Origin of the sequence: Actinospineispora eucalypti, assembly GCF_039543365.1 — a bacterium.
In the GTDB taxonomy this organism is placed as follows: Bacteria; Actinomycetota; Actinomycetes; order Mycobacteriales; family Pseudonocardiaceae; genus Pseudonocardia; species Pseudonocardia eucalypti.
This window is the reverse complement of the sequence record NZ_BAABJP010000062.1, coordinates 39,952-56,219: the sequence shown is the minus strand read 5'-3', so window position 1 is coordinate 56,219 and position 16,268 is coordinate 39,952. Positions and strand designations below refer to the sequence as shown.

At 72.0% G+C, this 16,268-nt stretch carries 15 protein-coding genes; 7 read left to right on the top strand and 8 right to left on the bottom strand.

Annotation, left to right across the window (positions count from 1 at the left end; translation table 11 throughout):
- The first annotated feature begins 4 nt into the window (after positions 1–4).
- From ABEB12_RS38335 to ABEB12_RS38325, 3 genes are read left to right on the top strand one after another with little or no spacing between them, the layout of a single operon-like run.
- A complete protein-coding gene (locus ABEB12_RS38335) occupies positions 5–637 on the top strand; it encodes a TetR family transcriptional regulator (protein WP_185062077.1) in 633 nt (210 codons plus the stop codon).
- Positions 634–990, top strand: coding sequence for an SMR family transporter (locus ABEB12_RS38330; protein WP_185062076.1), 357 nt, complete (start codon positions 634–636; stop codon positions 988–990). The genes ABEB12_RS38335 and ABEB12_RS38330 overlap by 4 nt, the downstream gene beginning before the upstream one ends.
- Positions 987–1,307, top strand: coding sequence for an SMR family transporter (locus tag ABEB12_RS38325; RefSeq protein WP_185062075.1), 321 nt, complete (start codon positions 987–989; stop codon positions 1,305–1,307). The genes ABEB12_RS38330 and ABEB12_RS38325 overlap by 4 nt, the downstream gene beginning before the upstream one ends.
- A 6-nt stretch (positions 1,308–1,313) precedes the next feature.
- Here the strand turns inward: ABEB12_RS38325 and ABEB12_RS38320 are convergent, their stop codons facing one another.
- Positions 1,314–1,685 carry a cupin domain-containing protein gene (locus ABEB12_RS38320; RefSeq protein ID WP_185062074.1) on the bottom strand — a complete coding sequence of 124 codons (372 nt, stop codon included), beginning with the start codon at positions 1,683–1,685 and terminating at the stop codon, positions 1,314–1,316.
- Between the two features lie 61 nt (positions 1,686–1,746).
- Between ABEB12_RS38320 and ABEB12_RS38315 the strand changes: the two genes are divergently transcribed.
- A complete protein-coding gene (locus tag ABEB12_RS38315) occupies positions 1,747–2,775 on the top strand; it encodes a helix-turn-helix domain-containing protein (RefSeq protein ID WP_185062073.1) in 1,029 nt (342 codons plus the stop codon).
- Here ABEB12_RS38315 and ABEB12_RS38310 read toward each other — a convergent pair.
- Positions 2,744–3,328: a TetR family transcriptional regulator gene (locus ABEB12_RS38310; RefSeq protein ID WP_185062072.1), complete on the bottom strand. Its 585-nt coding sequence runs from the start codon at positions 3,326–3,328 to the stop codon at positions 2,744–2,746. The two genes, ABEB12_RS38315 and ABEB12_RS38310, sit on opposite strands and share 32 nt — an antisense overlap.
- Before the next feature lie 280 nt (positions 3,329–3,608).
- On the opposite strand from ABEB12_RS38310, the gene ABEB12_RS38305 reads away from it, so the two are divergent.
- Genes ABEB12_RS38305 through ABEB12_RS38295 form a run of 3 tightly spaced genes read left to right on the top strand, consistent with a single transcriptional unit; the run spans position 3,609 to position 8,110 of the window.
- Positions 3,609–4,943, top strand: coding sequence for a cytochrome P450 (locus ABEB12_RS38305; RefSeq protein ID WP_345703516.1), 1,335 nt, complete (start codon positions 3,609–3,611; stop codon positions 4,941–4,943).
- A gap of 10 nt (positions 4,944–4,953) precedes the next feature.
- Positions 4,954–6,639, top strand: a complete 1,686-nt coding sequence (locus ABEB12_RS38300) for a GMC oxidoreductase (RefSeq protein ID WP_185062071.1) — start codon at positions 4,954–4,956, stop codon at positions 6,637–6,639.
- A 46-nt stretch (positions 6,640–6,685) separates the two neighbouring features.
- Positions 6,686–8,110: a wax ester/triacylglycerol synthase family O-acyltransferase gene (locus tag ABEB12_RS38295; RefSeq protein WP_185062070.1), complete on the top strand. Its 1,425-nt coding sequence runs from the start codon at positions 6,686–6,688 to the stop codon at positions 8,108–8,110.
- Here the strand turns inward: ABEB12_RS38295 and ABEB12_RS38290 are convergent.
- The 6 genes from ABEB12_RS38290 to ABEB12_RS38265 form a co-directional block, all read right to left on the bottom strand.
- The gene (locus tag ABEB12_RS38290; RefSeq protein ID WP_185062069.1) at positions 8,107–9,444 is read right to left on the bottom strand and encodes a cytochrome P450; all 1,338 of its coding nucleotides are present in this window, start codon (positions 9,442–9,444) and stop codon (positions 8,107–8,109) included. The genes ABEB12_RS38295 and ABEB12_RS38290 overlap by 4 nt on opposite strands.
- Positions 9,441–10,463 (bottom strand): terpene synthase family protein, encoded by a 1,023-nt coding sequence (locus ABEB12_RS38285; protein WP_185062068.1) that lies wholly within the window; start codon positions 10,461–10,463, stop codon positions 9,441–9,443. The genes ABEB12_RS38290 and ABEB12_RS38285 overlap by 4 nt, the downstream gene beginning before the upstream one ends.
- Before the next feature lie 4 nt (positions 10,464–10,467).
- A complete protein-coding gene (locus ABEB12_RS38280; RefSeq protein WP_185062067.1) occupies positions 10,468–11,823 on the bottom strand; it encodes a cytochrome P450 in 1,356 nt (451 codons plus the stop codon).
- 168 nt (positions 11,824–11,991) lie between these two features.
- On the bottom strand, positions 11,992–14,745 hold the full coding sequence (locus tag ABEB12_RS38275; protein ID WP_185062066.1) for an AAA family ATPase: 2,754 nt from the start codon (positions 14,743–14,745) through the stop codon (positions 11,992–11,994).
- Between the two features lie 143 nt (positions 14,746–14,888).
- Complete coding sequence (locus ABEB12_RS38270; protein WP_185062065.1) at positions 14,889–15,614, bottom strand: hypothetical protein; 726 nt, start codon at positions 15,612–15,614, stop codon at positions 14,889–14,891.
- Positions 15,615–15,648: 34 nt separating this feature from the next.
- Positions 15,649–16,017 (bottom strand): Tox-REase-5 domain-containing protein, encoded by a 369-nt coding sequence (locus ABEB12_RS38265; protein WP_185062064.1) that lies wholly within the window; start codon positions 16,015–16,017, stop codon positions 15,649–15,651.
- Positions 16,018–16,268 lie beyond the last annotated feature (251 nt).

Here is a 16,268-nt window from a genome sequence, read left to right as displayed (position 1 = left end):
GCCGATGGCCCACATGCCGGTCGCCGAACGGCGCGCACAGCTGATCGCGGCGACCAGCCGGGTCATCGGCCGGGAGGGCGTCGCCGGGGCGAGCACCCGGCGGATCGCCGAGGAGGCCGGCGTCCCGCTGGGGCTGCTGCACTACAGCTTCGGCACCAAGGAGGAGCTGTTCGTCGCGGTCATCGACGACGCGGTGGACCGCACCTACCAGCTCATCGCCGAGCGCGCGGCCGCGCCGGGCAGCGGCCTGGGCCGGGCGGTAACCGACTACCTGGAGACCTTCCGACACTGGGCGCTGGCCGCCCCGGAGGCGATGGTCACCCAGTACGCGCTGCTCACCTGGATGCTGCGCACCCAGGACGGCCACGCGGAAGCCGCGAGGCGGGCGTACCGCCGCTACCTCGACGGCCTGCTCCCGGTGCTCGCGGCGGCCGCCACCGAGCGCGAGCACGACGTGGACCTGCACAAGCTCGCCCGGTTGGCCGTGGCCACCGCCGACGGGCTCATCCTGCAACTGATCACCATCGGGCCGGAGGCGGTCGGCGCGGCGGAGCTGCCGGAGATCGCCGACGGGCTGGTGCACGGGGCCCGGCCGGCCTTCAACCGGAACGGCATCGGTATCGAGGGGAACGCATGACCAAGTGGCTCTACCTGGCCGGCGCGATTTCCTCGGAGGTGGTGGCCACCCTCGCGCTGCGGGCGATGCTCGACCACCCGGCGTGGATCGTGCTGGTGCTCACCGGCTACCCACTGTCGTTCGTCTTCCTCGCCGCGCTGCTCCGCCGCGGCGTGCCGGTGGGCGTGGCCTACGGGATCTGGAGCGCCTGCGGAGTGGCGATCACCGCCGTCGCCGGAGCGTTCCTGTTCCACGACCCGTTGACCTGGGTCATGGGACTGGGCTTCGCCTGCATCGTGGCCGGCGTGCTGCTCGTCGAGTGGGGCTCGGGCGCCGCCGAGGCCGAACCCGGCCACGCCGGGGGTGCCCCGTGAGCTGGCTGTACCTGAGCCTGGCCATCGCGTTCGAGATCGCCGGCACCATGGCCCTGCGGGTCAGCGAAGGCCTGCGGGACAAGCGATGGGCGCCGGCCGTGATCGGCGGCTATACCATCTCCTTCGCGCTGCTCGCCCTGTCCCTGCGCGCGGGAATGCCGCTGGGCGTCGCCTACGGCATCTGGGCCGCTGTGGGCATCGCGCTCACCGCGGTCATCGGCCGGATGGCCTTCCGGGACCCGCTCACCCGGACCATGGGTTCCGGCATCGCGCTGATCAGCGTCGGCGTGCTCCTGGTCGAGATGGGCGCCGGCTGACCCGGCTCAGGGCGCGCCGTCCGCGACCACGACGAACTTCTGGAAGGGCTCGTGGAAGGTCCAGCGGCTCAGGGTGCCCTTCCGGAAGGAGTAGAGGTCACCGGCTTTGAGCTGGACGACCTGCCCGCTGTCCAGAAGCTCGACCGTCGCCGAGCCGTGGATGACGTAGCCGGACTCGTCGCCGAGCGGGAAGTCGTACAGCGGCGAGGTAGCGGCTCCCACCCGCCAGAACGCCGTGACGAAAAGGGTCCCGTTGTACGACGTGTCGCGCAGCACCGCGATCTCGCCGAACGTCGAGGTTCTCCCGGTCCGGCCGGCCTCGGGGTAGTCGAACCGGACGAACTCGGCCTCCGAGCTGTTGGCGATGACGTGGGTCATGGTGTCCACGGTGGGCCTCCACGGTTGACGGGGTTTGCCGGGCGTGGGCACGCTAAGGCGGATGTGCCGGCCGTGGTCGGCCGTTCGCGCACCGGCCATCGGCAATCCGCGCACCCTGGCCGCCTCCGCCCACCGAGGAGTGGTTGCCATCGACGTCGTCACGGACTCCCCGTCGACCTGGGCACGGTTGATCACGGACAACTTCATCTCCCTGTCGATCAGCGACGCGGGGGAGGCGTTCCGGGCCTCGCTGCGCCGATGCGATCTCGGCGACTCGGTCCGGCTGACGGTGGTCGGTACGGACCGCTCGCGGGTCGTGCGGACGGCTCGCGGTGTACGCCGCGACGGCTGTGACGACGTGCTGTTGCTGGCCCCCATCCTCGGGCCGGCACTGGTGCGGCAGGAGGGCGGCGAGACGGCGGTGTCGCCGGGCGCGGTGTCCGTTCACGTCGCCGAACGCCCCTACGAGCTGGTGTTCGACCGGCCCAACCGGGTGGTCGTGCTGCAGGCGCCTCGGCGGATCGTGCCCTCGGGTGAACTGGTCAGTGCCCGGCGGCGGCTGGAGGCCGGCGGCACCCGGGGCGCGATGGCCTCGGTCTTCCGCGCGTTCGCCACGGAGGTCGTCGCGGTCGAGCCAGGACTGTCGGAGCGGGAGCGCGAGGAACTGGGACACACCGCCGTCGAGCTGGCGGTGAGCGTACTGAGCACGTCCGGGCCGGCGCCGCTCGGCCGGCGGGCCGTGGTGGCGGCGGCCAAGGCGTTCGTAGGCGAGCGCTTGGCCGACCCGGACCTCACGCCGGAAACCGTGGCGGCCGCCCAGGGAGTGTCGCTGCGCTACCTCCAGCTCGCGTTCGCCGAGGCCGGATCGAGCCCCGGCGCCTACATCCGGATCGAGCGGCTGCGCCGGTCTCGCCGGTTGTTGGCCGATCCCCGGTGCGCGGGCCTGTCGGTCGCCCAGGTGGCGCACCGGGTCGGGTACCGGGACGTCAACGCGTTCATCCGCGCGTTCAAACGGGAGTGCTCGGACACGCCCGGTGGCTGGCGAGCGGCTCGGCGTGCTAGTGGTCCGGAGCGAGGTAGCCGGTGGTGAGCTCGGCGATGTCCCGGGCGGCGGATTCCAGGCTGGGGCCGGGGCGCACGATGTGGCTGAGCGTGAGGCGGACGGTGGCCTCGGCGGCGAGCCGGGTGGATCGCTCGGACAGCTCCGGCCACCGTTGCCGCGCGGCCAGGGTCATGCGTTCGGTGGCGTAGTCGATGACGGCGGTTCCCTCGCTGGTGAGCAGCGGTAGGAACTCGACGGCCTCGGTCCCCGCGAGCACGGTGCCGAGCAGCGGGTCGGACTCCGCCGCGCGCAACGCGGCGAGCACGGCCTGCTCCCACCCGGCCGGTAGGTCCGGGGCGCTGGTGAGCACGGCCTGGACCTCGTCGAGAAAGCGTTCGGTGACCCGGAGGATGAGCGCCTCGGCGAGCCGGGCCTTGTTGCCGAACTCGTTGTAGACGGTGCGCCGGCTGACGCCCACCTGATCGGCGATCGCCTGCATGCGCAGCCGCTGCCACCCGCCGGCAAACACCGCCGCCTGGGCGGCGTCGAGGAGTTCCTCCCGCAGCTGCGCGCGGACCCGTTCGGTGAACGTAGCCGTCATGGGCCGATTCTTGAACACGAACCCGCTCTCGCGCAACGAGTGTCCAATATGTCGCATGAAGTTACCTGTGTGCACAGATTCATCTAGTTGTGCACGGACATTGCCGATCGTGACGCACGGCGACAAGGTGTGTAACGGCAGTCACAGTGTTTCGGGGTCGCCATGCACAATTGCGCAAGCATCGGGTCCATGGTGCACAAAATCAGAGACTTGTGCATCCACTACATACCATGCGACCATCTGTGCAAGGCGGGGAGCGCTCGACGAGGAGGACGCAGCCATGACCACCACGAACATGTTCGAAGGCCAGGGAACCGGACTTACCCGGCAGGCCAGCGGGAATCCGGACCGCCCGTACGACGAGATCAACATTTCCAAGCGCGAGTTCTGGGCGACCACGATGGACGAGCGGGAGCGGACCTTCGCGGTGCTGCGCCGGGAGCGGCCGATCACCTGGCAGCCGCCGCTGGAGGACAACCTGCTGCCGGTCCCGGACGACTACGGCTACTGGGCGGTCACCACCCATCGACACCTGGTCGAGGTGACCAAGCGACCGGACGACTTCCTCTCCGGGCCGGGGATCGTGGGCGACAACCTGCCGGTCGAGATGCTGGAGTCGGCCCAGTCGATCATCGCGATGGACCCGCCGCGCCACTCGAAGCTGCGCCGGCTGGTGTCCGTGGCGTTCACCCCGAAGCAGATGCGCCGCATCGAGGACCGGATCAACGCGAACGCCACCAAGGTGGTGGACAACCTCCTGGAGAAAGCGAAGGCATCGCCGGACGGCTGGGTGGACTGGGTGTCCGAGTGCGGCACGTTGCTGCCGATGCACAACTTCAACGACATGATGGGCGTGCCCGACGGCGAGCGGCAGAAGACCTCGCACGAGATGACCGTGTTCATGTCCTGGGGCGACGACGAGGTCTCCGGTGGTACGACCGAGGAAAAGCTCGGCACGATGCTCACCTCCCTGACCTACATGCACGAGCTCTCCCAGCGCACGGTCACCGAGCGGCGGGCCAACCCGGCCGACGACCTGTTCACCTCGCTCGCCCAGGCCGAGGTTGACGGGGAGAAGCTGACCGACCACGAGATCGGCTCGTTCTTCGTGCTGCTGACCATCGCGGGCAACGACACCACCCGCCAGTCCCTGGCGCACGGCCTGCGCTCGCTGACCACGCACCCCGACCAGCGCGCCTGGCTGCGGGAGGACCCGGAGGGCCGGGTGAACACGGCGGTCGAGGAGATGGTCCGGTGGGCGACGCCGATCATGACCTTCCGGCGCACCGCCGCCCGGGACTGCGAGCTGGACGGCGTCCAGATCACCCAGGGCGACAAGCTGATCATGTTCTACAGCTCGGCCAACCGGGACGACACGGCCATCGAGCGGCCGCACGAGCTGGACTTCTCGCGGCACCCGAACCCGCACATCTCCTTCGGGGGCGGCGGGATCCACCACTGCCTGGGCAACCAGCTGGCCCGGTTCCAGCTGCGCGCGCTGTTCATCGAGCTGATGCGCCGCTGCCCGGACATCGTGGCGGAGGAGCCGGTCCTGTCGCCGGGTAGCTTCTTTCACGTGGTGAAGCGCATGCCCTGCCGGCCGTTCCCGGCCTGAGGGGCGCGACATGTGGTTCGACTATGACGTCCTGGTCATCGGTTCCGGGTTCGGCGGCAGCGTCACCGCGCTCCGGCTGACCGAGAAGGGCTACCGGGTCGGCGTGCTCGAGGCGGGCCGCCGGTTCACGCCGGAGACGCTGCCGCGCACCTCCTGGGACGTGCGGAACTTCCTGTGGGCGCCGGCACTGGGCTGCTACGGGATGCAGCGCATCCATCTGCTCCGGGATGTCGTGATCCTGGCCGGCGCCGGGGTCGGCGGCGGGTCGCTGAACTACGCCAACACGCTCTACGAGCCGCTGGATCCGTTCTACAACGACCCGCAGTGGGCGCACATCACCGACTGGCGGTCCGAGCTGGCCCCCTTCTACCAGCAGGCCAAACGGATGCTGGGGGTGACCGAGAACCCGCGGACGACCGAGCCGGACCGGGTGATCCGCCAGGTCGCCGAGGACATGGGGGTGGGGGAGATGTTCCATGCCACGCCGGTCGGGGTGCTCTTCGGCGAGCCGGGTACCGCGCCCGGCACGGCCGTGCCGGACCCGTTCTTCGGCGGCGCCGGGCCGGAGCGGTCGACCTGCATCGCCTGCGGTTCCTGCATGACCGGGTGCCGGTACAACGCCAAGAACACCCTGGACCGCAACTACCTGTACCTCGCCGAACGGGCCGGTGCCCGGGTGCATCCGCTCACCACCGCCACCGAGATCCGCCCACTGCCCGGGGGCGGCTACGCGGTGCGGACCCATGCGACGGGTCGACGCCGGCGCAACCGTCGCCGGTTCACCGCCGAGCACGTGGTGGTCGCCGCCGGCACCTACAACACCCAGAAGCTGCTGCACCGCATGCGGGCCGACGGGGTGCTGCCCAACCTCTCGGCCCGGCTCGGCCTGCTGACCAGGACCAACTCCGAGGCCATTCTGGGCGCGAAGGCCAGGCGCACCGATGTCGACTACACCGACGGCGTGGCGATCACGTCGTCCTTCCACCCCGACGAGCACACCCACATCGAGCCGGTGCGCTACGGCAAGGGCAGCAACCTGATGGGGCTGCTGGCCACCGCGCTGACCGACGGCGGCAAGCCCTACCCCCGGGTGCTCAGCTGGCTCGCGCAGCTGATCCGCCATCCCCGGCAGTTGAGCTGGTTCTCCGTGCGCCGGTGGTCGGAAAGGTCCATCATCCTGTTGGTGATGCAGACGCTGGACAACTCGATCACGGTGTCCGGCCGCCGCCGGCTGGGCCGGTTCGGCCTGGTGTCCGGCAGGGGGCACGGGGAACCGAACCCGACCTGGATACCGGCCGGCAACGAGGCCGCCCGCCGGGTGGCGGAGAAGATCGACGGGATCGCCGGCGGCTCGCTCGGGGAGATCGCCAACATCCCGATGACCGCGCACTTCATCGGCGGATGCGCCATCGGGGACAGCGCGGAGACCGGCGTGCTCGACCCCTACCACCGCGTCTACGGCCACCCCGGCCTGCACGTCGCGGACGGTTCGGCGATCTCGGCCAACCTCGGGGTGAACCCGTCGCTCACCATCACCGCCCAGGCCGAACGGGCCATGGCCCTGTGGCCCAACCTGGGCGAGACCGACCCGCGCCCCGCGCTCGGCGCCGCCTACCGCCCGGTGGCTCCGGTGGCCCCGCGCAACCCGGCGGTCCCGGCCGGAGCGCCCGGCGCGCTGCGCACCGAGTTGATCTAGCCCACCCAGCCCGCCCTGACCCCTTCACCGCCATCGGAGCCGCCGCATGAGTGAACAGTCGAAGCCGCGTCGCATCAGCCTGCTCGACTCCGTGTTCCTCTACGGCGAGACGCCGAGCACGATGATGCACGTCGCCAGCCTGCTGCGGTTCGCGCCGTCACCCGGTGCGGCGGACGACCTGCGGGCGCTGGTCGAGCAGGTACGCCGGGAGCCCGTGGTCTTCGGGCCGTGGAACCGCAAGCTGCGCCACCCGGCCGCGCTCACGACGCCGCTGCAGGCGTGGATCCTGGACGAGGACTTCGACCTGGACTACCACCTGCGCCGGTCCGCGTTGCCCAGCCCCGGCGACGAGCGGGAGCTGGGCATCCTGGTCTCCCGGCTGCACAGCAACCCGCTCGACCTCAGCCGCCCGCCCTGGGAGATGCACCTCATCGAGGGCATGCAAGACGGCGGCTTCGCCATCTACACGAAGCTGCACCACGCCCTGGTGGACGGCTACACCGGCATGAAGCTGATCCAGCGCAGCCTGTCGACCGACCCCGACGACCGGCAGACGCCGCTGATGTTCGCGGTGCCGCCGGCCGAACGGGCCCCGCGTTCCAGCGAGCCCACCTCGGTCCTCAGCGAGACCCTCGACCGCATCAGCGAGATCGGCCGGGGTATCCGCACCGCCGCCTCGGCCGCGTACCAGGTGGGCAACGCGGTCAGCCAGCACATCCGGCGCACCGACGAGACCGAGCACCTGGTCGGCCCGGTCCAGGCGCCGGCCACGATCCTCAACCGCCGGATCGGCCGCAACCGGCGGTTCGCCACCCAGCAGTTCTCGCTGTCGGAGATCAAGTCGCTGGGCCGGCGGCACGGCGCCACGGTCAACGACCTCTGCCTGACCATCGTGGGTGGCAGCCTGCGCCGGTTCCTGCTGGAACTCGGTGAGCTGCCGGAGCAGCCGCTGATCGCGTTCGTCCCGGTCAACATCCGCCCCAAGGGCGATGCCGGCGGCGGGAACGCGGTCGGCGCGATCCTGGCCAGCCTCGGCACCGACATCGCCGACCCGGTCGCCCGGCTGGCCGCGGTGGCCGCGTCGACCCGCACCGGCAAGGCGCAGCTGGAGGGCATGTCGCAGGACGCCATCACCGCGTACAGCGCGGCGCTGCTCTCGCCGGCCGGCGTACAGGTCGGCCTCTCCTACGCCAAGCTGCCCTCGCCCATCCCGCTCGCGTTCAACGTCATCGTGAGCAACGTGCCCGGCCCCCGGGAGCCGTACTACTTCCGGGGCAGCGAGCTGCAGGCGATGTACCCGGTGTCGATCCCGGTGCACGGGGCGGCGCTGAACGTCACGATGATGAGCTACGCCGACACCCTCAACTTCGGCTTCGTCGGCGACCGGGACGCCATCCCGCACCTCCAACGCCTCGCCGTCTACACCGGCCAGGCGCTCGCCGAGCTGGAGGGCACAACCGGCGCACCCTAGTCGCCCCGGCCGTCCACGATCATGGGTAAGCGGGCCAGGTGCATGATGCCGCTGATCACGGTTCTGGGGCGGAAGCCGGGCGGCAGGGAGAGGTGGCGTCCGGCGACTATGCCGGCGACGGTCAGCATCATCTGGGTCATGCCGAACCCGTCGCCGATGCACTGGCGGCCGCCCAGGCCGAAGGGGATGAAGGACCGCCGCATCCGCGGGGTCGCGTCGAGCCAGCGGTCCGGGTCGAACCGCAGCGGGTCGGGGAAGACGGCGGGGTCGCGGTGCAGGGCGACCGGGCTGTAGATGACCTCGCTGCCCGCCGCGATGCGCACGCCGCCGAGGGTCACCGGGCTGACCGCCCGCCGCATGAGCAGCCACAGCGGGTGGTGCAGGCGCAGGCCCTCCTGGACGACCGCCTCGGTGAGGCGCAGGGCGGGCAGGTCGGCCGGCTCGAAGGGCAGGCCGACCTTGTCGACCTCCTGGCGGAGGCGACCCTGTAGTTCGGGTTGGCCGGCCAGCTGGTACATCACCCAGGTCAGCACGGTCGCCGGCGTCTCGATGCCGGAGATCAACAGGGTCATGATCTGATCCCGGATCTCGGTGTCGGTCAGCGTGCTCCCGGTCCGGGCGTCGTGGGCGCCCATCAGGATCGACACGAAGTCGCCGAGGTCCTCCTGGTCGCTGCGGTAGGTCGCCACCAGCCGCGCCGCCGCCTCGCGGAGGTTGGCGCAGGCGGCGTCGAAGCGGCGGATGACCGGGTTGGGGAGGCGGGCCAGGGCATCCGGGAGCAGGGTGCGTTGACCAAGCCCCCGCAGCAGCGCCGGAAGCTCGTCGCGGGTCAGCTGGATGACCTCGCGCGCCTCCGGCGACCGGAACATCGTCCGGCCGATGATCTCGCTGGCCAGGAGGTGCATCTCGCGGCCCATCTCCACCGCGCTTCCGGCGGGCCAAGCCTCGGCGTGCTCGCGCACGACTTCACCCATGACACGCACGGAGCGTTCGACCTGGCCGCGGTGGAAGACCGGCTGGACCATGCGGCGTTGCCGCTTGTGCTCGGTGCCGGCGGCGGTGATCAGGCCGTTGCCCACGTAGGGCCGCGCCTTTTCGAAGATGCGTCCCCGGTCGAAGCTCTTCGACTCCTCGAGCATCACGGTGCGCACCAGGTCGGGGGAGTTGAGCACGAAGAACGGCCGGGTGCCGATCCGGATCCGCACGATGTCGCCGATGGACCGCAGGCCGCCGAGGTACTCGATGCGGTCGCGGCGCAGCAGTGCCAACGAATGCCCGAGCAGCGGGAGATCCCCCGGCGCGGTGGGGGCTTTGCCGGTCATGAGCATGGTCATGGGGACACGCCTTCGTCGAGCAGGTCCTCCACGTAGGACGCGGTGCCGCCGGGGCCGGGCATCTCGGTGTCGGCGAAGCGGATGGTGTCCGTGCGGTCCCAGGTCTCCATGCCGGCCGCCCAGGACTGCTGGTCCCGCACGCACCGCATGATCGGCACCTGGTCGGCGGGCGAGATGCCGAGGCGCGTCATGGTGCCCGGCAGCTCCCGGGCCGCCGTGCGGTGCTCCCACACCCTGGTGGCGATGCGCTCGGCAACCGCGTCGATCGCTGCCGCTACCCCCAGGTGCCGGTGGTGGTCCAGCACGGTCACCAGGTTGATCGGGTCGCCCTGCTCCTTGTGCAGCGAGTGGATGTCGTTGATCCAGCACATGATGTCGGCGGTGCCCAGGACCAGGGTCTCGTACTGGGGCGTCCGGTAGAGCGCATCCGGCACGGTGGCGCCTTCGATCATCTCGACCAGGTCGAGGGTGGGCAGTACGGTGCAGGCGTCCCGGCGGACCCGGACGTAGTCCGCCACCGTGGGCACCGTCCCCGAGGTGCGGTAGGCGTTCTCGGCCAGGTGGCCGGTCAGCCACAGGTCCAGGTTGCGGCGCAGCCGCGCCACCCAGTAGGCGGGGCGGTCCGGCAGCGTGCGGCTGAGCAGGTCGCGCAGCGCGACGACCAGCGGGTGGCCATTCGCCGGCGGCGCTCCCGCGATGACCTGTCGCAGGGTCGCGACCAGTGACTCGTAGCGTCCGGTCCGCCCGGTGTCGACCGCGATGTTCTGCTGGTCGTCGGCGATGAAGAAGAAGCTGTTCCAGTCGGTGACCAGGGCCAGGCCGGCCAGCGGGGCTTCCGGGCAGAGGGTGGCCATGATGCGGCCGTAGCCCAGCGCCCGGAACTTGGCCGCCACGTCCGGCGACCGCAGCAGCCCGAACTTGCGGCACCAGGCCTCGGTCAGTTCCTGGACCCGCCCGGCGCCGGGGTGGGTGGCGGTGTCGAACGGCAGCCGAAGGTCGGGCAGCTGGCGGGTATCCACGCCGCTACGCCGGGAGGGGCCGGCGGTGCACGGTCATCGGCAGCTGGCTGGGCCGGATGAGCGCGCTGGCCACCTCGCGAACCGGTGCGCCGGGAACCAGGCTCGGCCGCCAGCGGGCGCAGATGACCGCCGCGACCATGGTCAGCTCCATGATGGCGAACACCTTGCCGATGCACTGGTAGGCGCCGGCGGCGAACGGGATGTAGGCGCCCCGGGGAATCTGGTGGGCGTTCCCCGGCAGCCACCGGTCGGGGTCGAAGCGCTCGGGGTCCGGGAACCAGCGCTGGTCGTGGTGCAGCAGGTAAGGGCTATAGATCATCTCGGCGTCGGCGGGGATGGTGGTCTCGCCGGCCCGGACGGTGGTCAGCGTGCGCCGGGAGAACAGCAGCGGGGTGCGCAGCCGCAGGACCTCGTTGATGACCCGGCCGAGGTACTCCAGCGCGGGCAGGTCGTCGTATCCGGGCGGGCGGCCGCCGAGCACGGTGTCGATCTCGGCCTCGATGCGGCCGGCTACCTCGGGGTTCCGGCCGATCTCGTACATGACCCAGCCCAGCGCCGCCCCCGGGGCCTCGACGCCGGTCAATGCCAGCGTCATCACCTGGGCGTGGACCTCCTGGTCGGACAGCCCCCGGCCGTCGTCGTCGCGGACGGCGAGCAGCGCGGACAGCACGTCGCCCCGGTCCTGCCCGGCGTCCCGGTAGTCCGAGATGACCGCCCGGATCGCCCGGTTCATCCTGGTCATCGCCCGCCTGAACCGGATGTTGCCCGGGGTGGGCACCCGTTCCCACGCTGAGGGCAGCACGATCCGGGCCAGCAGCCCGTGGGTGAGCAGCCGCATGCCTTCCTTGATCGCGTCGGCGGTCTCCTGGTCCGGGGTGAACCGGAACAGGCCGCGGGTCAGCGCGGTGAGCGCCAGGTCGTTCATCACCTCGTCGGCCGCGATGGCCTGGCCGTCCGCCCAGGACCCGGCGACCTCCTCGGCGGTCGCGCGCATGACCGCCGAGTACTCGACCAGGCGGTCCCGGCCGAAGACGGGCTGCAACAGTGCCCGCAGCCTGCGGTGTTCGTCCCCCGACGCGGTGGCGATCCCCTTGCCCAGCCCGGGTTCCAGCTTCTCGAAGCACAGGCCGCGCTTGACGTCCACGTCGCCGGGCACCAACACGTCGCGCACCGCGGCCGGGTGGGCGAGGACGTAGACCGGCAGCCGCCCGAACCGCACCTTCACGACGTCGCCGTGCTCGGCCAGCGCGGGCAGGAAGTCCAGCGGGCGGCGCAGCATGGGCACGATGTGGCCGAGCAGCGGCCACGCTCCGGGGGCTTCCCGGACCGTCTCGGCGGAGCGTTCGATGGCGCGTGTCATGGATCTCCTCGGGCGCGGACGGTCTGCCTCGACCCGAGAGTGTCAACTCACCCGGTCGCTGCCCATCGCACGTTTCTGCGATATCCGGCGCGGCCCGTGCGAGTAGCAAGCGCGGGACGCGCTTGTCGAGCGTTCGCCCAGTTCGGCGCACGCGGGACACGCAGCCGCCTACTCGGCGGCGTGCAGCAGGTGCGCCAGCTGGGTGCGCGAGTGCACGTCGAGCTTGGCGAACGCGCGGCGGAGGTGGGTGCTGACCGTGTGCGGCGAGATCACCATCTGGTCGGCGACCGCGCGGTTGGTGGCGCCCCGGGCGACTAGCCGGACCACCCTCAGCTCCGACTCGGTTAGGCTGGACAGCCCCTGGAGTGGGCGGTCCCTCGGGCCGGCCCGGCGCTCGGCGCCGAGTCCGCGCAGGACCCGGCCGACCTGGCGGGCGCTGGCTTCCGCGCCGCAGTGGCGGTACGTGTCGAAGGCCTGGTTGAGCAGGTCCACCGCCGCCGCCCCGCGCCGCGCCGCGGCCAGCGCCGCACCGGCATCCTCCGCTGCGGCGGCGAACAGCAACGGACGCGACGTGTCACGCAGCCGGTCCGCCGCGTCCACCAGGAGCGGGGGTTCGCGCTCCAGCAGCCCCCGCAGGTGCACCGCCACGGCGGCGATCACCGGCGCACCCGGGTCCGCCCGCTCGAGAACCCGTACCGCCGCACCGATCCGTTCGGTGAGCGACGACCGGGGACAGGCGATGGCCACGTTGGCCAGCATGCGCAGCTGGTCCAGGTCCAGCGGCAGCATGGGGCCGGCGCCCAGTACCGGATCGTCGGCCAGCCAGCGCTCCGCCTCGGCCGGCTCGCCCGCGCGCAGCGCCTCGGCGGCCAGCACGCGAGCCGCCAGCGTGCGCGCCGAGCCGCTGGTGTGACGGTGCGCATCCCGGGCGGCCCGGGCGATCTCGCCGACCAGCCGGCGGTCACCGGTGTGCGTCCCGACCTGGGCCAGGGTCAGCATCCGCACGGTGCCGGTGAAGCTGCCGGATGCGGGCGGCTCGGCGCCGAACGGCGAGTTTTCCGCCTCTGCCTCGGACCGGGCCGCGGCCAGGTTCCCGGCGGCCAGGTTGACCAGGCCGGCCAGCTGGTGCCAGAACGCCAGCGAGCGGCTGCCCCGTTCCTGCCGTGCGCGGGCCAGGCCGGTGCCGACCGCGCGGCGGGCGTCGTCCAGCCGGCCGACGACGGCGAGCAGGTTCGCGTGGTGGAACTCCGGCACGGCCAGGTACGGCTCGCGCGGCTTACCGCGGGCATCCACGAGCAGGCGCTCCAACTCGGCCAGCGCGCCGGACCACTCTCCCCGCGCCCCGAGCAGGCAGCAGCGGGCGACGGTGGCCAGCGTGCGGGCCTGCGGGTCGCGGATCTCCTCCGCGAGCGCGGTGTTGACGGCGACCTCGGCGGCACCGGTGTCGCCGCTCATCGCCAGGTTGTAGGCCAGCCACCCCTGGTGCCGGGCCCGGGTCAGCCGGTCCACGCCCGGGAGCTCCAGGGCGCGCCGGTTCTCCCGCGCGCGCTCGGCGGTCGAGCGGACGGACATGGTGGACAGGCTCAGCCGGACCTGCGCCTCCTGCCGGTGCGGCAACAGGCCGCCGAGTGCGGTGTCGGCGAGGTCGCGCGCCTGTTCGGCCCGGCTCGCCCGGTGCAGCAGCTCCACCCCGTCGGCGATCAGCGAGCCGCGCTCGGGGTCGTCGAAGGTGGACAGCTCGATCGCCTTGACGATCAGCTCGGCGGCGGCGGCCGGGTCCGAGCCGGCCAGTGTGCGGGCGGCCTTGCGCAGCGTGGTCACCGCCTGGCGGTCGCCGGGCTCGGCGCTGGCGGCGAGCTGGTCGGCGAGCTCGGCGGGCGGCGCCCCGGTCTCCCACAGGACCGCGACGGCCTCCTTGAGCAGGGCGCGCCGGACGGACTCGGGCAGCCCGGCGTGCGTGGCGGCCCGCACCAGGTCGTGCCGGAACCGGAGCCGGTCCCCGTCCTCCACCAGCACGTCCGCCCGCAATGCCTCCTCGAACGCTCCCAACAGCGACGAGGCCGGGCGGCGCAACATGCGGGCAAGCTGGGCGGCGGTGAAGCGTTCCGGCAGCACCGCGGCCACGCAGACCAGCTCTCGGGTGTCCGGGGAAAGCCGGTCCAGGCGTTCCCGCATGGCGGCGGCCAGGCGCCGGGGCAGTGCCTCGCCCGTCGGCCCGTCCTCCTCGCGCCACCCCCGGAGCAGCTCCACCAGCAGCGACGGATACCCCTGCGCGTGCCGGGCCAGCCGAAACAGCTCGGGGGTCGCGTCGCCACCCGCCACCTCGGTGACGATCCCGGCGACCGCGTCGGCGTCCAGCGCGCCCAGGCGCAGCCGAACCGCCCCGGCGCGCTCCAACCGGGTCAGCAACTCCCGCGCCGCCGCGTGCTCCGGCCGGGCACGCAACCCCACCATCCACAGGATCGGCAGCCGGGCCAGGCCGGTGACCAGTGAGGGCAGCACGGACAAGGTGGCGTCGTCCGCCTCGTGGAGGTCGTCCAGCGCGACCAGCAGCGGGGACCGGCGCGCGGCGCGGGCCAATCCCGCGCGCAGCTCGTGCACCAGCCGGAACCGGGGGTGGGCCGCCACGCCCGGCGGCCACGGGGAGCCGGGCTCGACCACCGGCGGTTCCGCGTCCAGCGTCGCCGCGAGCAGTGGGGCGTAGGGCACCGAACGATGCCCGCCGAAGGCGTCGCCGCGCAGCACGCGGATTCCCGTCGAACGGGCCCGGGCCTCCGCCTCGGCCAGCAGCCGGCTCTTGCCGATCCCCGGCGGGCCGTCGACGACGATCGCCGCGCCGCCGGCCGGGCCGAGCGCCGCCAACGCGTCGTGGATGGTTGTCAGCTCGGCGTCGCGCCCGCGCGGCGGCGGAGTATCAGACACACCATTTCTCGTACCGTGCCGAACGGCGGGCCACATCCAGAGATGCTGAGCAGCCCTCAGCCCGGCGGGCGGGTGATCGTGGATGCGCACGTCGCACGGCCGGCCCGCCGGGGACTATCGGCAACTTCACACGGGCGGAATGCTCAGCGCGGAGGGGGGAGACGGGACTCGTCCGGGCGGGAAACCAGCCGTGCGTCGATCTCGCTCAGCGCCTCGGCCACCGCGTCGGGCTGTTCCGCGACCCGGTCCAGCGGAGCGACGAGGACCAGGCCGCCCGGGTAGCCGCTGGGAGCGTCGACCGAGGTGAAACCCGGTGGCCCGGCCATTCCGTCCGGCAGGCCCCGGGGGAGCAGGGTGAGCGCACCCACCGCCAGCGACGCGTTCCGCCGGCCCAGAGCACGGGACAGTCCGCGCGTGGTGACCTGGCCGCGGTCGGCGCCCAGCTCTCCGCACACCGCACACAGCAGCTCGGCCAGCCGTGACGGCGGCTGCTCGGGCAACGGCCCCGCCGTATCCGCCTCGAACCTGACCCGGACCGAGCCGTCCCGCTGCTGCCCGCCCAGTTCCCAGCCGAGCGAGGCCAGCCACCGGCCGTCGGGGAGCTGGCCGCGCAGCTCGCCGACCGACGCCCCGCCGTCGACCAGGTCGCCGTCGTCGTGCCGTTCGCGTTTCGCCAGTACGAGGGTGAACAGGCTGTCGCCGGTCGGGTGGTGGGCGCCGGACCAGTCGAGCCACCTCGGCGCCGGCCCTTCGACGGCCGCGTCCATGGCGTGAATGACGTCGGAAAGGCCCCCGGCGATCGCGGCCCAGTCGCTCGTGTCACTCTGGTAACGGCTGGTGAGGGCCTGAATTGTCCAGTCCTCGCTCACGAGGCCACCCCCCTCGCCGTGAGCCCCGAGGCATCTAGCCCGACATCGGCTCGAACCTCGCTGAGACCCTACCGGAGAGTGCGGGTGACGCCCGGAACTCGTCACCCAGCAGGTCGGCCACGGAGAGTTCGGCGCACAGCCATTCCACCGGAACGCCCTGGGCGGCCTCCACCTGGCGGCGGGCCTGGCCGATCAACGCGGGCAACCCGGACCGCTCCGACCAGCGGTACCAGGGGAACCAGTCATCGCGGACCGGATCGATGAAGCAGGCGTAGTGGCCCTTCGCCTCGAGGAGCACCTGGCCGTCGGCGTCCTGGCGCACCCCGTCGAACCAGATCGGCTTGCCGTCCCGGTGGGTGACGGCAAACTCCAGGTCGGGTGGGCCACCCGCCCGGGTGCGCACCCAACGCTCGTACCGGTGGGAGGCGAGGCTGGACCGCCTTGTGGGCGGCCGTGCCCAGTGACCAATCACTTCAAGCTGATGAGCTGTGTCGCGACTGGTCCTCTGCGTGCTTGCCACGGCGACCGCCTGATTCCGCGCTGCTACGGCACGTCAACGCTAGGTAGCCGAGATGGCCGCGTTGGTAGGCGCGAGTGTCCATTTAGGCGACATCAATGTACGAATTAGTGCCGATCAACGCAGAATGAAGACCG